Origin of the sequence: Sphingopyxis sp. 113P3 (genome assembly GCF_001278035.1) — a bacterium.
GTDB lineage: Bacteria > Pseudomonadota > Alphaproteobacteria > Sphingomonadales > Sphingomonadaceae > Sphingopyxis.
Genome location: NZ_CP009452.1, coordinates 4278079 through 4293002, shown reverse-complemented (window position 1 = coordinate 4293002; position 14924 = coordinate 4278079). Strand labels below are relative to the sequence as shown.

Annotated in this window: 26 protein-coding genes; all 26 read right to left on the bottom strand. The window is 63.6% G+C overall.

The features are described 5' to 3' along the window. Positions 1-51: 51 nt before the first annotated feature. Entirely contained in the window at positions 52-537 is a 486-nt protein-coding gene (rplO, locus tag LH20_RS20840; protein WP_053556425.1) for a 50S ribosomal protein L15, read from the bottom strand. A gap of 54 nt (positions 538-591) precedes the next feature. After that, a complete protein-coding gene (locus LH20_RS20835; RefSeq protein WP_053555873.1) occupies positions 592-798 on the bottom strand; it encodes a DUF1737 domain-containing protein in 207 nt (68 codons plus the stop codon). A 6-nt stretch (positions 799-804) separates the two neighbouring features. After that, positions 805-990 carry a 50S ribosomal protein L30 gene (gene rpmD / locus LH20_RS20830; protein WP_053555872.1) on the bottom strand — a complete coding sequence of 62 codons (186 nt, stop codon included), beginning with the start codon at positions 988-990 and terminating at the stop codon, positions 805-807. A 4-nt stretch (positions 991-994) separates the two neighbouring features. Further along, entirely contained in the window at positions 995-1687 is a 693-nt protein-coding gene (gene rpsE, locus LH20_RS20825; RefSeq protein WP_083455527.1) for a 30S ribosomal protein S5, read from the bottom strand. Positions 1688-1689: 2 nt separating this feature from the next. Next, positions 1690-2043, bottom strand: coding sequence for a 50S ribosomal protein L18 (gene rplR, locus LH20_RS20820; RefSeq protein WP_053555871.1), 354 nt, complete (start codon positions 2041-2043; stop codon positions 1690-1692). Positions 2044-2046: 3 nt separating this feature from the next. Beyond that, positions 2047-2580 (bottom strand): 50S ribosomal protein L6, encoded by a 534-nt coding sequence (gene rplF, locus LH20_RS20815; RefSeq protein ID WP_053555870.1) that lies wholly within the window; start codon positions 2578-2580, stop codon positions 2047-2049. After that, positions 2580-2984 (bottom strand): 30S ribosomal protein S8, encoded by a 405-nt coding sequence (rpsH, locus tag LH20_RS20810; RefSeq protein WP_053555869.1) that lies wholly within the window; start codon positions 2982-2984, stop codon positions 2580-2582. Before rpsH ends, rplF begins: the two co-directional genes overlap by 1 nt. Positions 2985-2996: 12 nt before the next feature. Further along, positions 2997-3302, bottom strand: coding sequence for a 30S ribosomal protein S14 (gene rpsN, locus LH20_RS20805; RefSeq protein ID WP_053555868.1), 306 nt, complete (start codon positions 3300-3302; stop codon positions 2997-2999). Positions 3303-3354: 52 nt separating this feature from the next. Next, positions 3355-3933 carry a 50S ribosomal protein L5 gene (gene rplE, locus LH20_RS20800; RefSeq protein WP_053555867.1) on the bottom strand — a complete coding sequence of 193 codons (579 nt, stop codon included), beginning with the start codon at positions 3931-3933 and terminating at the stop codon, positions 3355-3357. Beyond that, positions 3926-4243: a 50S ribosomal protein L24 gene (gene rplX / locus LH20_RS20795; RefSeq protein WP_053555866.1), complete on the bottom strand. Its 318-nt coding sequence runs from the start codon at positions 4241-4243 to the stop codon at positions 3926-3928. Before rplX ends, rplE begins: the two co-directional genes overlap by 8 nt. A 2-nt stretch (positions 4244-4245) precedes the next feature. Continuing rightward, positions 4246-4614, bottom strand: a complete 369-nt coding sequence (gene rplN / locus LH20_RS20790; RefSeq protein WP_053555865.1) for a 50S ribosomal protein L14 — start codon at positions 4612-4614, stop codon at positions 4246-4248. A gap of 59 nt (positions 4615-4673) precedes the next feature. Continuing rightward, positions 4674-4958 (bottom strand): 30S ribosomal protein S17, encoded by a 285-nt coding sequence (rpsQ, locus tag LH20_RS20785; protein ID WP_053555864.1) that lies wholly within the window; start codon positions 4956-4958, stop codon positions 4674-4676. 11 nt (positions 4959-4969) lie between these two features. Next, on the bottom strand, positions 4970-5173 hold the full coding sequence (gene rpmC, locus LH20_RS20780; RefSeq protein ID WP_053555863.1) for a 50S ribosomal protein L29: 204 nt from the start codon (positions 5171-5173) through the stop codon (positions 4970-4972). Positions 5174-5178: 5 nt separating this feature from the next. Then, entirely contained in the window at positions 5179-5610 is a 432-nt protein-coding gene (rplP, locus tag LH20_RS20775; protein WP_053555862.1) for a 50S ribosomal protein L16, read from the bottom strand. Positions 5611-5621: 11 nt separating this feature from the next. After that, entirely contained in the window at positions 5622-6329 is a 708-nt protein-coding gene (gene rpsC / locus LH20_RS20770) for a 30S ribosomal protein S3 (RefSeq protein WP_053555861.1), read from the bottom strand. A 1-nt stretch (position 6330) separates the two neighbouring features. Further along, the gene (rplV, locus tag LH20_RS20765; protein WP_053555860.1) at positions 6331-6711 is read right to left on the bottom strand and encodes a 50S ribosomal protein L22; all 381 of its coding nucleotides are present in this window, start codon (positions 6709-6711) and stop codon (positions 6331-6333) included. Beyond that, complete coding sequence (gene rpsS, locus LH20_RS20760; RefSeq protein ID WP_037556370.1) at positions 6711-6986, bottom strand: 30S ribosomal protein S19; 276 nt, start codon at positions 6984-6986, stop codon at positions 6711-6713. The genes rplV and rpsS overlap by 1 nt, the downstream gene beginning before the upstream one ends. Before the next feature lie 3 nt (positions 6987-6989). Continuing rightward, a complete protein-coding gene (gene rplB, locus LH20_RS20755) occupies positions 6990-7826 on the bottom strand; it encodes a 50S ribosomal protein L2 (RefSeq protein WP_053555859.1) in 837 nt (278 codons plus the stop codon). A gap of 22 nt (positions 7827-7848) precedes the next feature. Further along, positions 7849-8157, bottom strand: a complete 309-nt coding sequence (locus LH20_RS20750; RefSeq protein ID WP_053555858.1) for a 50S ribosomal protein L23 — start codon at positions 8155-8157, stop codon at positions 7849-7851. Further along, complete coding sequence (gene rplD / locus LH20_RS20745) at positions 8150-8776, bottom strand: 50S ribosomal protein L4 (protein WP_053555857.1); 627 nt, start codon at positions 8774-8776, stop codon at positions 8150-8152. Before rplD ends, LH20_RS20750 begins: the two co-directional genes overlap by 8 nt. A gap of 2 nt (positions 8777-8778) precedes the next feature. Beyond that, positions 8779-9552 (bottom strand): 50S ribosomal protein L3, encoded by a 774-nt coding sequence (gene rplC / locus LH20_RS20740; protein WP_053555856.1) that lies wholly within the window; start codon positions 9550-9552, stop codon positions 8779-8781. 301 nt (positions 9553-9853) lie between these two features. Continuing rightward, entirely contained in the window at positions 9854-10165 is a 312-nt protein-coding gene (gene rpsJ, locus LH20_RS20735; RefSeq protein WP_003042199.1) for a 30S ribosomal protein S10, read from the bottom strand. Positions 10166-10312: 147 nt separating this feature from the next. After that, on the bottom strand, positions 10313-11503 hold the full coding sequence (tuf, locus tag LH20_RS20730) for an elongation factor Tu (protein WP_053555855.1): 1191 nt from the start codon (positions 11501-11503) through the stop codon (positions 10313-10315). A gap of 153 nt (positions 11504-11656) precedes the next feature. After that, entirely contained in the window at positions 11657-13750 is a 2094-nt protein-coding gene (gene fusA, locus LH20_RS20725; RefSeq protein ID WP_053555854.1) for an elongation factor G, read from the bottom strand. Positions 13751-13845: 95 nt separating this feature from the next. Beyond that, a complete protein-coding gene (gene rpsG / locus LH20_RS20720) occupies positions 13846-14316 on the bottom strand; it encodes a 30S ribosomal protein S7 (protein ID WP_053555853.1) in 471 nt (156 codons plus the stop codon). A gap of 71 nt (positions 14317-14387) precedes the next feature. Next, positions 14388-14759 (bottom strand): 30S ribosomal protein S12, encoded by a 372-nt coding sequence (gene rpsL / locus LH20_RS20715; protein ID WP_053555852.1) that lies wholly within the window; start codon positions 14757-14759, stop codon positions 14388-14390. Between the last annotated feature and the right edge of the window lie 165 nt (positions 14760-14924).

The following is a 14924-nucleotide window of genomic DNA, read 5'->3' as shown; positions in this document are numbered from 1 at the left end:
GCCGTTCAATGACAAAGGGCGAACCCCCGCGGGATCCGCCCTTGTCCTCGATTACTCGGCCTTCGCCTCTTCCGCGGCAGCTGCGGGAAGCTCGACCTTGCCGCCGGCCTTCTCGACCGCCGCAATTGCGCCCTTCGAAGCGCCGGCGACGGCAAAGCTCAGCTTTGCGGTCAGTTCGCCCTTGGCGAGGAGGCGGACGCCGTCCTTGCCGCCGCGCGCCACGCCAGCCGCCTTGAGTGCCGCATGGTCGACGGTCGCCTTCGGGTCGAGCTTCTTCGCATCAACCAGCTTCTGGACCTGACCGAGGTTCACGATCGCAAAATCCTTGGCGAAGATGTTGTTGAAGCCGCGCTTCGGGATGCGCATGTGAAGCGGCATCTGGCCGCCTTCGAAGCCATTGATCGAGACGCCCGAGCGGCTCTTCTGGCCCTTCTGGCCGCGGCCGCCGGTCTTGCCCTTGCCCGAGCCGATGCCGCGTCCGACGCGCATCCGGCCCTTGCGGGCGCCATTATTGTCACGAAGATCGTTGAGCTTGATAGTCATATTGCACTCGCTTTCGCTGTGTTCGCGCGGGGACCGATTCTTGAAAAATCAGTCCGGTTCAATTTCACTCGACGGCTGAAAGCCGGGATAGGGCCCGGCCTTTTCCATCACGATGGCCTGGGCGACATAGCCGCGACCATCGACATTGGTAATCGACGGGCTGCCGTGAAGCTGCCACCCCCGGTTGAGCAGTCCCTCGACGCGCGCACAAAAGGCGGCGTCGTCGGGACCGGTCAGCAGGCGGTATAGCTTCATCCGCCTCTAGCCCTCGATCACTTCCACCATGTGCGGAACCTTGCGGATCATGCCGCGCACTTCCGGGGTGTCGACCAGTTCGACCTCGCGGTGCATCTTGCCCAGGCCGAGGCCGGTCAGGATCTTGCGCTGGTCCTTGGGACGACGGATCGGCGAGCCGATCTGGCGGATCTTGATCTTCTTGTCAGCCATTGTCTTACTCCGTCACCGCCGCGGCTTCGGCCTCGGCAACACGATCCGACGCACCGCCGCGCTTGATCAGGTCCGAAACCTTCTTGCCGCGACGCTGTGCAACCGACTTCGGGCTGGTCTGTTCGCCCAGCGCCTCGAAGGTCGCGCGGATCATGTTGTAGGGGTTCGAGGTGCCGACCGACTTGGTCACCACGTCGGCAACGCCCAGCGATTCGAACACGGCGCGCATCGGGCCGCCGGCGATGATGCCGGTCCCTGCAGGCGCCGAACGGACGGTGACGTTCCCGGCACCGAAGTGACCGCGACCGTCATGGTGCAGCGTGCGGCCGTCGCGAAGCGGAACGCGAATCATCGCCTTCTTCGCCGCAGCGGTAGCCTTCGAGATCGCCTCGGGCACTTCGCGCGCCTTGCCATGGCCGAAACCCGCGCGGCCCTTGCCGTCACCGACGACGACGAGCGCGGCGAAACCAAAGCGCTTGCCGCCCTTCACCGTCTTCGAGACCCGGTTGATGTGCACGAGCTTTTCGATCAGCTCCTCGCCACCATCCTCATCGCGCGGGCGACGGTCGTCGCGGCGGCCACGGCCCCCGTCACGACCCCCGCGACCGCCGTCTCGGCCGCCCCGGCCACGGCGGGGAGCGCCGGTGTTTTCGGTCGCCTCGGGGGCGCCTTCGGCGTTCTGAACTTCGTCTGCCATCATTAGAACTCCAATCCGCCTTCGCGCGCCGCGTCGGCCAGCGCCTTGATGCGCCCGTGGAACAGGAAGCCGCCGCGGTCGAACACGACCTGCGTCACGCCCGCCTTCTTGGCGGCAGCGGCGATGCGCTTGCCGACGTCGGCAGCCGCCGCGGTGGTCGCGCCGGACTTGCCGCGCACATCCTTGTCGAGCGTCGAGGCTGCGACCAGCGTCGCGCCGGCGGCGTCATCGATGAGCTGCGCATAGATGTGACGACCCGAACGGTGCACCGACAGGCGCGGACGCCCTGCGGCACGCTGGCGGAGCGCGGTGCGGACGCGCTGGCGCCGCTTCTGGAAAGGGGTAAGATGTGCCATGGCTTACTTCTTCTTGCCTTCTTTGCGGAAGATGTACTCGCCGCGATATTTGATGCCCTTGCCCTTATAGGGTTCAGGCTTGCGCCAGCGGCGGATTTCCGCCGCGACCTGGCCGACCTTCTGCTTGTCGATGCCGCTGATCTCGATCGTCGTGTTATCCGGCGTCTTGATCTCGATGCCCTCGGGCACCGCGAAATCGACATCGTGGCTGTAGCCGAGCTGCAGCTTGAGATTCTTGCCCTGCGCGTTGGCGCGATAGCCGACGCCGGTGATCTCGAGCACCTTGGTGAAACCCTCGGTCACGCCCGTGATCAGGTTCTGAACCAGCGTACGCTGCATGCCCCAGAAGGCTCGCGCTTCACGGCTGTCATTTGCGGGCTGGACCGAGATGCTGCCCTCGGCGACATCATATTTGATGTTGTCGGAAAGCGGCATGGAGAGCGTGCCCTTGGGGCCCTTGACCGACAGCTGGCCGCCGTCGATCGCGGCGCTGACGCCGCTCGGGATCTCCACTGCCTTTTTACCAATGCGCGACATCAGAACACCTCCGCCAGCACTTCGCCGCCGACATTATGCTCGCGGGCTTCGGCGTCCGAGAGAACGCCGCGCGGAGTCGACACGATGGTGATGCCGAGGCCGTTGCGCACGATCGGCAGGTCCTTCGACCCCGAATAGACGCGGCGGCCCGGCTTCGAGACGCGGGCCACGTGGCGGATCGCCGGCTGACCCTCGAAATATTTGAGCTCGATGCGGATGCCCTTGTGCTGACCCTTCGAGCCCAGCGCTTCTTCGCTGTAGCCGCGGATATAGCCTTCGCGCTGAAGAACATCGAGAACGCGGACGCGCAGCGTCGAAGCCGGCGTCAGGACGCTGTCCTTCTTCGCCTGCTGGCCGTTGCGGATGCGGGTGAGCATATCACCCAGGGGATCGGTCATTGCCATCTGTTAAGTCCCTTACCAGCTCGACTTCACAACACCGGGGATCAGGCCCTTGTTGGCCAGATCGCGGAGCTGGATACGGCACAGCCGGAATTTGCGATAATAGGCGCGCGGACGGCCCGTCAGCTCGCACCGGTTGCGGATGCGGGTCGGGTTACCGTTGCGCGGAATTTCCGCCATCTTGAGGCGCGCGATGAGACGCTCGCTATCGTCGAGCGACGTATCCGCCGCAATCGCCTTCAGCTTCGCATAACGGCCGGCATATTTCTTCACCAGCTTCTTGCGACGCTCGTTCTTGTTCACCGAACTCAGTTTCGCCATGACTTAAGTTCTCTTTCCTTCTTGAAAGAGCCTGCCTGGTCCCGCGCGGGGATCAGGCGGCTTCCTTTTCCTGCGCTTCGATCGGGAAGGGGAAGCCGAACAGCCGGAGCAGTTCGCGGGCCTCTTCGTCGGTGCGAGCGGTGGTGGTGACGATCACGTCCATGCCGCGCACCGTGTCGATGCGGTCATAGTTGATCTCGGGGAAGATGATCTGCTCTTTCAGGCCCATGGCATAGTTGCCACGACCGTCAAAGCTCGTCGCCGACACGCCGCGGAAGTCGCGGATGCGCGGCATCGCAATGGTGATCAGCCGGTCGAGAAACTCGTACATGCGTTCGCGGCGCAGCGTGACCTTGCAACCGATTGGCATGCCTTCGCGCAGCTTGAACTGGGCGATCGACTTCTTCGCCTTGGTCACGACGGGCTTCTGTCCCGCGATCAGCTCCATTTCGGCAGCCGCGATCTCGACCTTCTTCTTGTCCTGCACCGCGTCGCCCACGCCCATGTTGAGCGTGATCTTCTCAAGCTTCGGCACTTCCATCGCATTCTTGTAACCGAACTTCTCGGTCATCGCCTTGACGATCTTGTCGTCATAAAGCTTGCGCATGCGCGGGGTATATTTGTCAGCCATTGATCGTCTCCCCGGACTTCACGGCCACGCGGACCTTCTTGCCGTCCTTGGTTTCAAAGCGGACGCGCGTGGGCTTGCCGGTCTTCGGATCGGCCAGAGCAACCTTGCTCGCGAACAACGGCGCTTCCTTGCGCTCGAGTCCGCCCTGCGGATTCTGCTGGGTCGGCTTGCGGTGGCGCGTGATGATGTTGACGCCCGCGACGACAAGCTTGCCTTCCTTCGGCAGGCTCTGCGTCACTTCGCCGGTCTTGCCCTTGTCCTTGCCGGACAGGACGACGACCGTATCGCCCTTCTTGATCTTGTTCGCCATGGTCAGAGCACCTCCGGAGCCAGGCTGATGATCTTCATATAGCCCTTGCCGCGCAGCTCGCGGACGACGGGCCCGAAGATACGGGTGCCGATCGGCTCCTCGTTCTTGTTGACGAGCACGGCGGCATTGCTGTCGAAACGGATGACCGAGCCATCGGCGCGGCGCACATCCTTCGCGGTGCGGACGATCACGGCGCGATGCACGTCGCCCTTCTTCACCTTGCCGCGCGGCTGCGCTTCCTTGATCGAAACGACGATGACGTCGCCGACGCCGGCGGTGCGGCGCTTCGACCCACCCAGCACCTTGATGCACTGGACGCGCTTCGCGCCGCTGTTGTCGGCGACTTCCAATTGTGACTGCATCTGGATCATCGATGCATTTCCTTCTTGTTTGGCCTACCGGGATGCCCCGGCGGTTCCGTGAACGTCTGTCAGCCTTCGGCCGCGGCGGGAGCAGCGGCGCCCTTCGGCTTGCTGTGAGTGTCGACTTTGTCGAGCACCTTCCAGGTCTTCAGCTTCGAAATCGGACGCGTTTCTTCGATGCGGACAGTTTCGCCAGCCTTGAAGCTGTTGTCCTCATCATGGGCGTGATACTTCTTCGAGCGGCGGATGATCTTGCCGTACAGAGGGTGCTTCACCTTCCGTTCGACCTTCACCACAACGGTCTTGTCGCCCTTGTCGGACACCACCGTGCCGGTCAGAATGCGCTTCGGCATGACGTGTCTCCTTACTTCGCGGCCGAGCGCGCACGCTCGGTCTGCACGGTCTTGATGCGGGCGATCGAACGCCGCACTTCCTTGACCCGCGACGGCTTTTCGAGCTGGCCAGTTGCGGCCTGGAAGCGAAGGTTGAACGCTTCGCGCTTCAGTTCGCCAAGTTCGACGGCCAGCTGGTCGTCCGTCTTCGCCTTGAAATCTTCGGTCTTGGCCATGGCCCTCAACCCTCCAGGTGCGAGGTGTCGCCGAGGCGGGCGACGACCTTCGTCTTGATCGGCAGCTTCATGGCCGCACGCTCGAAGGCCAGCGCGGCCACGGGTCCGGGAACGCCGTCGAGTTCGAACAGGATGCGGCCCGGCTTCACGCGAGCGGCCCAGAATTCCGGCGAACCCTTACCCTTACCCATGCGGACTTCGGCAGGCTTCGACGACACGGGGACGTCGGGAAATACGCGGATCCACAAACGGCCCTGGCGCTTGATCGCGCGGCTGATCGCGCGGCGTGCCGCCTCGATCTGACGCGCGGTGATGCGCTCGGGTTCGAGCGCCTTCAGCCCGTAGGAGCCGAAGTTCAGCGCCGTACCGCCCTTGGCGTTGCCGTGGATGCGGCCCTTGAAGGCCTTGCGGAACTTGGTTTTTTTCGGTTGCAGCATGTCAGCAGTCCTTAGCGGCGATCATCGCGCGCCGGGCGCACACCCGACGTCTGCGCGTCGAGCATCAGCCGGTCGGTCGCCATCGGGTCGTGACCCAGGATTTCGCCCTTGAAGATCCAGACCTTGATCCCGCACACGCCATAGGCGGTGTGGGCTTCGGCCTCGGCATAGTCGACATTGGCGCGCAGAGTGTGGAGCGGCACACGGCCTTCGCGGTACCATTCGGTGCGCGCGATCTCCGCGCCGCCGAGACGGCCAGCGCAGTTGATGCGGATGCCTTCGGCGCCGAGACGCATCGCCGACTGGACCGCACGCTTCATCGCGCGACGGAACGCAACGCGGCGTTCGAGCTGGTCAGCAATACCCTGGCCGACGAGCTTCGCGTCAACCTCGGGCTTGCGGATCTCGACGATGTTCAGCGACACGTCGCTGCCCGTCATCTCGCCCAGCGTCTTGCGCAGCTTTTCGATGTCGGCGCCCTTCTTGCCGATGATGACGCCCGGACGAGCGGCATAGATCGACACGCGGCACAGCTTCGCGGGACGCTCGATCACGACCTTCGAGATCGCGGCCTGCGGCAGGGTCTTGAACACATATTTGCGGATCTTCAGATCCTCGACCAACATGCGCCCATAGTCCTGGCCCTCGGCGAACCAGCGGCTGTCCCAGGTGCGGTTGACCTGCAGGCGCAGGCCGATCGGATTGCTCTTCTGGCCCATCTTACGCCTCTTCTTCCTGTTCGCGCACGACGATGCGGATGCGGCTGAACGGCTTGACGATCCGGGTCGACTTGCCGCGACCACGCGCGTGCCAACGCTTCATCGAGATCGACTTGCCCACGCTCGCTTCCTTGACGACCAGTGCGTCAACGTCGAGGTTGTGGTTGTTCTCGGCATTCGCGATCGCGCTCGCAAGAACCTTGCGCACGTCAACGGCCATGGCCTTCTTCGAGAAGGCGAGGACGTTCATCGCGTCTTCGACCTTGCGGCCGCGGATCAGTGCGGCGACGAGGTTCAGCTTCTGAGCCGAACCGCGAATCTGCGTGCCGACCGAGAGCGCCTCATTGTCCGCAACGCGGCGGGGGGACTTTTCCTTGCCCATTAGCGTTTGCCCTTCTTGTCAGCCGCGTGGCCGGGGAAGAAGCGCGTCGGCGCAAATTCACCCAGCTTCATGCCGACCATGTCTTCATTGACCGACACCGGCACGAACTTGCGACCGTTGTAGACGTTGAAGGTGAGCCCGACGAACTGCGGCAGGATGGTGGACCGGCGCGACCAGGTCTTGATCGGGGCAGAGCTGCCGCCGTCCTGGGCCGTTTCGGCTTTCTTGAGGAGATGAAGGTCCACGAACGGACCCTTCCAGACCGAGCGAGCCATGGCTTACCTCTTCTTCTTCGCGTGACGCGACCGGATGATCATCTTGTCGGTCGACTTGTTGTGACGGGTCCGGGCGCCCTTGGTCGGCTTGCCCCACGGAGTGACCGGATGACGGCCGCCCGAGGTGCGGCCTTCACCACCGCCGTGCGGGTGGTCGACCGGGTTCTTGGCGACGCCGCGGGTCAGCGGCCGCTTGCCGAGCCAGCGGTTGCGGCCCGCCTTGCCCAGATTGGTGTTCTGGTTGTCGGGGTTCGACACCGCGCCGACCGTGCCCATGCACTCGCCGCGAATGTAACGCTGTTCGCCCGAACCGAGGCGCACGATCACGAGACCCCGGTCACGACCGACGACCTGCGCATAGGTGCCGGCCGAACGGGCGATCTGGCCACCCTTGCCCGGCTTCATCTCGATATTGTGAACGATCGTGCCGACGGGCATCTGCGACAACTCCATCGCATTCCCCGGCTTCACGTCGGTCTTCTTGCCCGCGACGATCGTGTCGCCGACAGCCAGGCGCTGCGGCGCCAGAATATAGGCGAGTTCGCCGTCTTCATATTTCACCAGCGCGATGAACGCTGTGCGGTTGGGGTCATATTCCAGACGCTCAACGGTGGCCGGCACGTCCCACTTGCGACGCTTGAAGTCGATGAAGCGGTACTTCTGCTTGTGGCCGCCGGCGATCCCGCGCGAGGTCACATGACCCTTGTTATTGCGGCCACCGGTCTTGCGCTTGCCTTCGGTCAGCGCCTTGACGGGCTTGCCCTTCCACAGCGACGACTTGTCGACGAGGATCAGGCCGCGCTGCGCGGGGCTGGTCGGGTTATAATGTTTGAGTGCCATTTTCTCTGCCTTCCCCTGACGCTCAGACGCCCGTGGTGACGTCGATCGACTGGCCTTCGGCCAGGCGAACGATCGCCTTCTTCACGTCGCTGCGAGTGTAGGGCTTGCCCTTCCAGCGCTTGGTCTTGCCCTTGGTGACGAGGGTGTTCACGCCAATCACCTTGACATCGAACAGCGCCTCGACGGCGGCCTTGATGGCGGGCTTGGTCGCGTCGTTCGCGACCTGGAACACCACCGCGTTGTTTTCGCTGAGCATCGTCGACTTTTCGGTGATCACCGGAGCGAGGATCACGTCATAGTGACGCGCGTCGACCGTCTTTGCCTTAGCCATTGCAGCGTGCCTCCAGCTTTTCGACCGCCGCGCGGGTCAGGACCAGCGTGTCGGCACGGATAATGTCGTAGACGTTGGCACCGATCGCGGGCAGCGCGTCGACGCCGACGATGTTGGCCGACGCCTGAGCGAAGCTGGCATGAACCGCGTCGCCGTCGATGAACAGCGCGCGGCCGCCAAGCTCCAGCTTGCCGAGCTTGCCGGCGAGCGCCTTGGTCTTGGCATCCTTGAGCTCGAGCGTGTCGAGGACGACGAGCTTGCCGCCCTTCGCCTTGTCGCTCAGCGCCATCTTGAGGCCGAGAGTGCGAATCTTCTTGTTCAGCGCGTGGCCGAAAGTGCGGGCCCGGGGGCCATGCGCCTTGCCGCCGCCGATGAAGATCGGTGCCTTGCGGTCGCCGTGGCGAGCCGTACCGCCGCCCTTCTGGCGACCGAACTTCTTGCCGGTGCGGGCGACGTCGCTGCGCTCGCGCGCGGCGCGGGCCGGACCGCGGCGCTTTTCAAGCTGCCACGCCACAACGCGGTGCAGGATGTCGGCACGCGGATCGACGCCAAAGACGTCGTCGCTCAAATCGATGTCGGCGCCAGCCTTGCCATCGAGGGTCTGAACCTTGACCTTCATGATCAGGACTCCTGTGCGCTGTCGGTGGTCGCGGTGTCGACGACAGCCTCTTCGGCCGGCGTTTCGACCGGCGCGTCAGCCGGGGCGGTGTTGGTGTTGGCCGCGCTCTTGATGCCCGCCGGATAGGGGGCTTCGGGGTGGCGCGGGAGTTTCACCGCATCGCGAACGAGCAGCCAGCCACCCTTCGAACCCGGGACCGAGCCCTTGACGAAGAGAAGACCGCGCTCGGCGTCGGTGCGGACGATTTCGAGATTCTGCTGGGTGCGGTTGCGAGCGCCCATATGGCCAGCCATCTTCTTGTTCTTGAAGACGCGACCCGGATCCTGGCGGTTACCCGTCGAACCGTGTGCACGGTGGCTGATCGAGACGCCGTGGGACGCACGCATACCGCCGAAGCCCCAGCGCTTCATCGCGCCGGCAAAGCCCTTGCCCTGCGTCACGCCCTGGATGTCGACGATCTGACCAGCGACGAAATGGTCGGCCGACAGTTCAGCGCCCACATCGAGCGTCGCATCGTCGGCGACGCGAAATTCCACAAGCTTGGCCTTGGGTTCGACTTCGGCCTTGCCATAGGCGCCACGCTGCGGCTTTGCCACATTCTTGGCCTTGGCCGTGCCGGCCCCGAGCTGGACGGCCACATAGCCGTCGCGTTCCTTATCGCGCACGGAGACGACCTGGCAGCCTTCGAGGCTCAGAACGGTGACGGGCACGTGGCGGCCGTCGTCCTGAAACAGGCGGGTCATCCCCATTTTCTTCGCGATCACGCCAGTGCGCATGATCTTCACTCCTCAACAGAGGCCGGGCGGACCATTCCGCACGGCTTGCGGGACCCATCGGGGCATGCCCCGCCGGAACCCTCCCAGCCCATAATTTCGATGCATCGCCCCGTCCGGGCTGAGATGCCGCCTTCCCGATGGGTTGACGGCGAGACGGGGGACGCAGCCCGGACCTTGATGCCTTCGATGAGGCGGTCCGGCGGTATCCACCCTATCGTCGGTCCGGATCGTTCCGGACTGATGCCATCGCCGAAGCGTCTGGCCGATAGAGACCCCGGATCAGATCCGGGGCTGTGTTGGCTCAGGCCAACTTGATCTCGACATTCACGCCCGCTGCGAGGTCGAGCTTCATCAGCGCATCGACCGTCTGCGGGGTGGGCTGCACGATGTCGAGCAGCCGCTTGTGGGTTCGCACCTCGAACTGCTCGCGCGACTTCTTGTCGACATGCGGACCGCGGTTCACGGTGAATTTCTCGATGCGCGTCGGCAGCGGGATCGGACCGCGAATGAGAGCGCCCGTGCGACGCGCCGTGTCGGCGATGTCGGTCGTGGCCTGATCGAGCACGCGGTGATCAAAGGCCTTCAGGCGAATGCGAATATTCTGCGTTTCCATGACTGTTCCAGTCGAATCCCGTCTGACGATGCGAAAGAGCCGAAATGGCCTGTCCCGACCCCCGCAGGGAGGCCGGTGAGGCCATCAAAATTCCTAAAAGCTACGAGCCGCGCGACTCAACCGAATCGCGCGGCTCGCGGCCCTATATTACTTTGTGATCGAGGCGACAACCCCTGCGCCGACCGTGCGGCCACCTTCGCGAATCGCGAAGCGCAGACCCTGGTCCATGGCGATCGGAGCGATCAGCTTGACCGACAGCTGGACGTTGTCGCCCGGCATGACCATTTCGGTGCCCTCGGGGAGGATGACCTCGCCCGTGACGTCCGTGGTGCGGAAGTAGAACTGCGGACGATAGTTCGCAAAGAACGGCGTGTGACGGCCGCCCTCGTCCTTCGACAGGACGTAGACTTCCGAGGTGAACTCGGTGTGCGGCGTGATCGAGCCGGGCTTGGCCAGAACCTGACCACGCTCCACTTCCTCACGGCCGACGCCGCGGATCAGCGCACCGATGTTGTCGCCGGCTTCGCCCTGGTCGAGCAGCTTGCGGAACATTTCGACGCCGGTGACGACGGTCTTCTTGGTGTCCTTGATGCCGACGATCTCGACTTCTTCACCAACCTTGATCACGCCGGTTTCGACGCGGCCGGTGACGACGGTGCCGCGACCCGAGATCGAGAACACGTCCTCGATCGGCATCAGGAAGGGCTTGTCAAGCGGACGCTCGGGCTGCGGGATCCAGCTGTCGACGGCTTCCATCAGCTTCAGAATGGCTTCCTTGCCGATGTTGTCGTCGCGGCCTTCGAGGGCGGCAAGAGCCGAACCCGCGATGATCGGAATATTGTCGCCGTCGAAGTCGCGCTTCGAAAGCTCCTCGCGGATTTCGAGTTCGACGAGCTCGAGCAGCTCGGGGTCGTCGAGCTGGTCAACCTTGTTGAGGAACACGACCATGGTCGGAACGCCAACCTGCTTCGCGAGCAGGATGTGTTCCTTGGTCTGCGGCATCGGGCCGTCAGCGGCCGACACGACGAGGATCGCACCGTCCATCTGGGCGGCGCCGGTGATCATGTTCTTCACATAGTCGGCGTGGCCCGGGCAGTCGACGTGGGCATAGTGGCGCGCATCGGTTTCATATTCGATGTGCGCGGTCGAGATGGTGATGCCGCGCTCGCGCTCCTCGGGGGCCTTGTCGATGTTCGCGAAATCGACGGCGGTGCCGCCCTGGATTTCCGACAGGACCTTCGAGATCGCCGCAGTCAGCGAGGTCTTGCCGTGGTCGACGTGACCGATGGTACCAATGTTGCAGTGCGGCTTCGTCCGCTCAAATTTAGCCTTAGCCATGTTCTTGAACCTTCTTGTTCGATGTTTGGGTTGATCAGTCGTGGACGAGCCCTGCTGAATCAGGCGCCGCCCTTAATCACTCTTGGCGCGCGGTGCAAGTCCGCGCTCGTGCTGGCCTTGCCGCGCGGCACGAGACCGCGCGGCTTTGACCCATCAGGCCATCTTGGCCTTCACTTCCTCGGCGACGTTGTTCGGCACTTCTTCATAGTGCGAGAACTGCATCGTGTACTGCGCGCGGCCCTGGGTGAACGAGCGCAGCTGATTGACGTAACCGAACATATTGGCAAGCGGGACCATCGCTTCAACCACCTGGGCGTTCCCACGGCTGTCGGTGCCCTGGATCTGCCCGCGGCGGCTGTTGAGGTCGCCGATCACGTCGCCCATGAATTCCTCAGGGGTGACGACCTCGACCTTCATCACCGGCTCGAGCAGCTTGATGCCGGCCTTCGCCGCGACTTCACGCATCGCCGCACGGCCAGCGATTTCGAACGCCAGCGCAGACGAGTCAACGTCGTGGTACGCACCGTCGGTCAGGCGGATCTCGAAGTCGATGATCGGGAAGCCGATCATGTGACCATTCTCGGCCGCTTCGCGCATGCCCTTTTCGACCGACGGGATATATTCGCGCGGAATGTTACCGCCCTTGATCTCGTCGATGAAGGTGATGCCCGAACCGCGCTCGCCGGGCGAGACGCTGACCTTGACGCGGCCGAACTGGCCCGAACCGCCCGACTGCTTCTTGTGGGTGTAATCGACATCGACAGGCTTCGCGAGCGACTCGCGGTAGGCAACCTGCGGCGCACCGACATTCGCCTCGACCTTGAACTCGCGCTTCATGCGATCGACGAGGATGTCGAGGTGAAGCTCCCCCATGCCCTTGATGATCGTCTGGCCCGATTCATGGTCGGTCGAAACGCGGAACGAGGGATCCTCGGCCGCGAGGCGGTTGAGCGCAATGCCCATCTTTTCCTGGTCGGCCTTGGTCTTGGGTTCGACCGACAGCTCGATCACCGGCTCAGGGAATTCCATACGCTCAAGGATGATCGGCGCGTTGGTCGCGCAGAGCGTGTCCCCGGTCGTGGTTTCCTTGAGGCCAGCAAGCGCGACGATGTCACCCGCATAGGCTTCCTCGATGTCCTCGCGGCTGTTCGCGTGCATCAGGAGCATGCGGCCGATCTTCTCGCGCTTGTCCTTCACCGAGTTCAGGTAGCTGCCCTTGGTGAGGGTGCCCGAATAGATGCGTGCGAAGGTCAGCGAGCCGACGAACGGATCGTTCATGATCTTGAACGCCAGCAGCGACAGCGGCGCCGAGTCCGACGTCGCGCGCGTGTCGGGCTCATCGTTCGCCGGGTTGATGCCCTGCACGTCGGGGATGTCGAGCGGGCTCGGCAGATAGTCGACAACCGCGTCGAGCAGCGCCTGCACGCCCTTGTTCTTGAACGACGAGCCGCACAGCACCGGCACGAATGCTTGCGCCAGCGTGCCCTTGCGGATCAGCGCCTTCAGCGTCGCCACGTCGGGAAGGTTGCCTTCCAGATAGGCTTCCATCGCCTCGTCGTCCTGCTCGACGGCAAGTTCGACCAGCTTTTCGCGATATTCGGCGGCCTTGTCCTTCAGGTCGGCCGGGATTTCTTCATAGAAGAATTCCGCGCCCAGGCTCTCGTCCTTCCAGATGATCGCGCGCTCGTTGACGAGGTCGACGAGACCGACGAAGTCGCTCTCGGCACCGATCGGCAGGTAGAGGACGGCCGGGGTTGCGCCCAGGCGATCGATGATCGTCTGCACGCAGTAATAGAAGTTGGCGCCGGTGCGGTCGAGCTTGTTGATGTAGCACATGCGCGGAACGCCGTATTTTTCGGCCTGACGCCACACGGTTTCCGACTGGGGCTCAACGCCGGCAACGCCGTCGAACGCGGCGACCGCGCCGTCGAGGACGCGAAGCGAGCGCTCGACCTCGATGGTAAAGTCGACGTGACCCGGAGTGTCGATGATGTTCAGGCGATGCTCGGGGCCATTGCCTTCGTCAGCCTTCCAGAAACAGGTCGTCGCCGCGGACGTGATGGTGATGCCGCGTTCCTGTTCCTGTTCCATCCAGTCCATCGTCGCGGCGCCGTCGTGAACTTCGCCGATCTTGTAGGACTTGCCGGTGTAATAGAGAATGCGCTCGGTCGTGGTGGTCTTGCCGGCGTCGATGTGCGCCATGATACCGAAATTGCGATAGCGTTCGAGCGGATGGCTGCGTGCCATGATCTTTTCCTTGGGTTTTGGGGGAGGCTTTTGGCCGCCCCCGATATAGGAAGTTTCCTTGCGATTACGAGACGCGAGAGGCGTCTCGCAGGCGCTTACCAGCGATAGTGGCTGAAAGCGCGGTTCGCTTCGGCCATGCGGTGCGTGTCTTCGCGCTTCTTCACCGCGTTGCCGCGGTTGTTCGACGCGTCGAGCAGTTCGCCCGACAGACGCGCGGCCATCGTGGTTTCGCTGCGGTTGCGCGCCGCGGCGATCAGCCAGCGGATCGCGAGCGCCTGCGCGCGGTCGGGCCGAACTTCGACGGGGACCTGATAGGTCGCACCACCGACGCGGCGGCTGCGCACTTCGATGTTCGGGCGGATGTTCGCCAGCGCTTCGTGGAACACGCTCAGCGGTTCCTTCTTGGCACGGGCTTCCACCGACTCGAGCGCACCATAGACGATGCGTTCGGCGACGGACTTCTTCCCGTCCAGCATGACGCTGTTCATGAATTTCGACAGCACGACATCCCCGAAACGGGGATCGGGCAGGATTTCGCGGCGTTCAGGACGACGACGACGAGCCATGGGATATTCCTTTGCAACAGCATCCCGGCGCAGCGCGCAACGGGATGATCAAATAGCCGAAAAAGCGGTCCTTACTTCGGACGCTTCGCGCCGTACTTCGAACGGCTCTGCTTGCGGTCCTTCACACCCTGCGTATCGAGCACGCCGCGCAGGACGTGGTAACGCACACCGGGAAGGTCGCGCACACGGCCGCCGCGGATCAGCACGACGCTGTGTTCCTGGAGGTTGTGGCCTTCGCCGGGGATGTAGGTGATGACTTCGCGGCTGTTGGTCAGGCGGACCTTTGCAACCTTGCGGAGCGCCGAGTTCGGCTTTTTCGGGGTCGTCGTGTAGACACGGGTGCAAACGCCGCGCTTTTGCGGGTTCGCTTCCATCGCCGGGACCTTGGACTTCACCTTCTGCGGAGTCCGGCCCTTGCGGACCAGCTGGTTGATCGTGGGCATGAATGCTTCACCTTTATGTGTCCGCCCATCGGAGCGAACGGTTACTCTACCGCGGTGGATGAAGCTCCGGCCCAGTCCGCCCGAAATGGCAGAAAACGGCCGACCTGATAACAGCAAAAGACCCCGGCGGATCAGCATGACCCCCCGGAGGCTTCATCCGCGCCA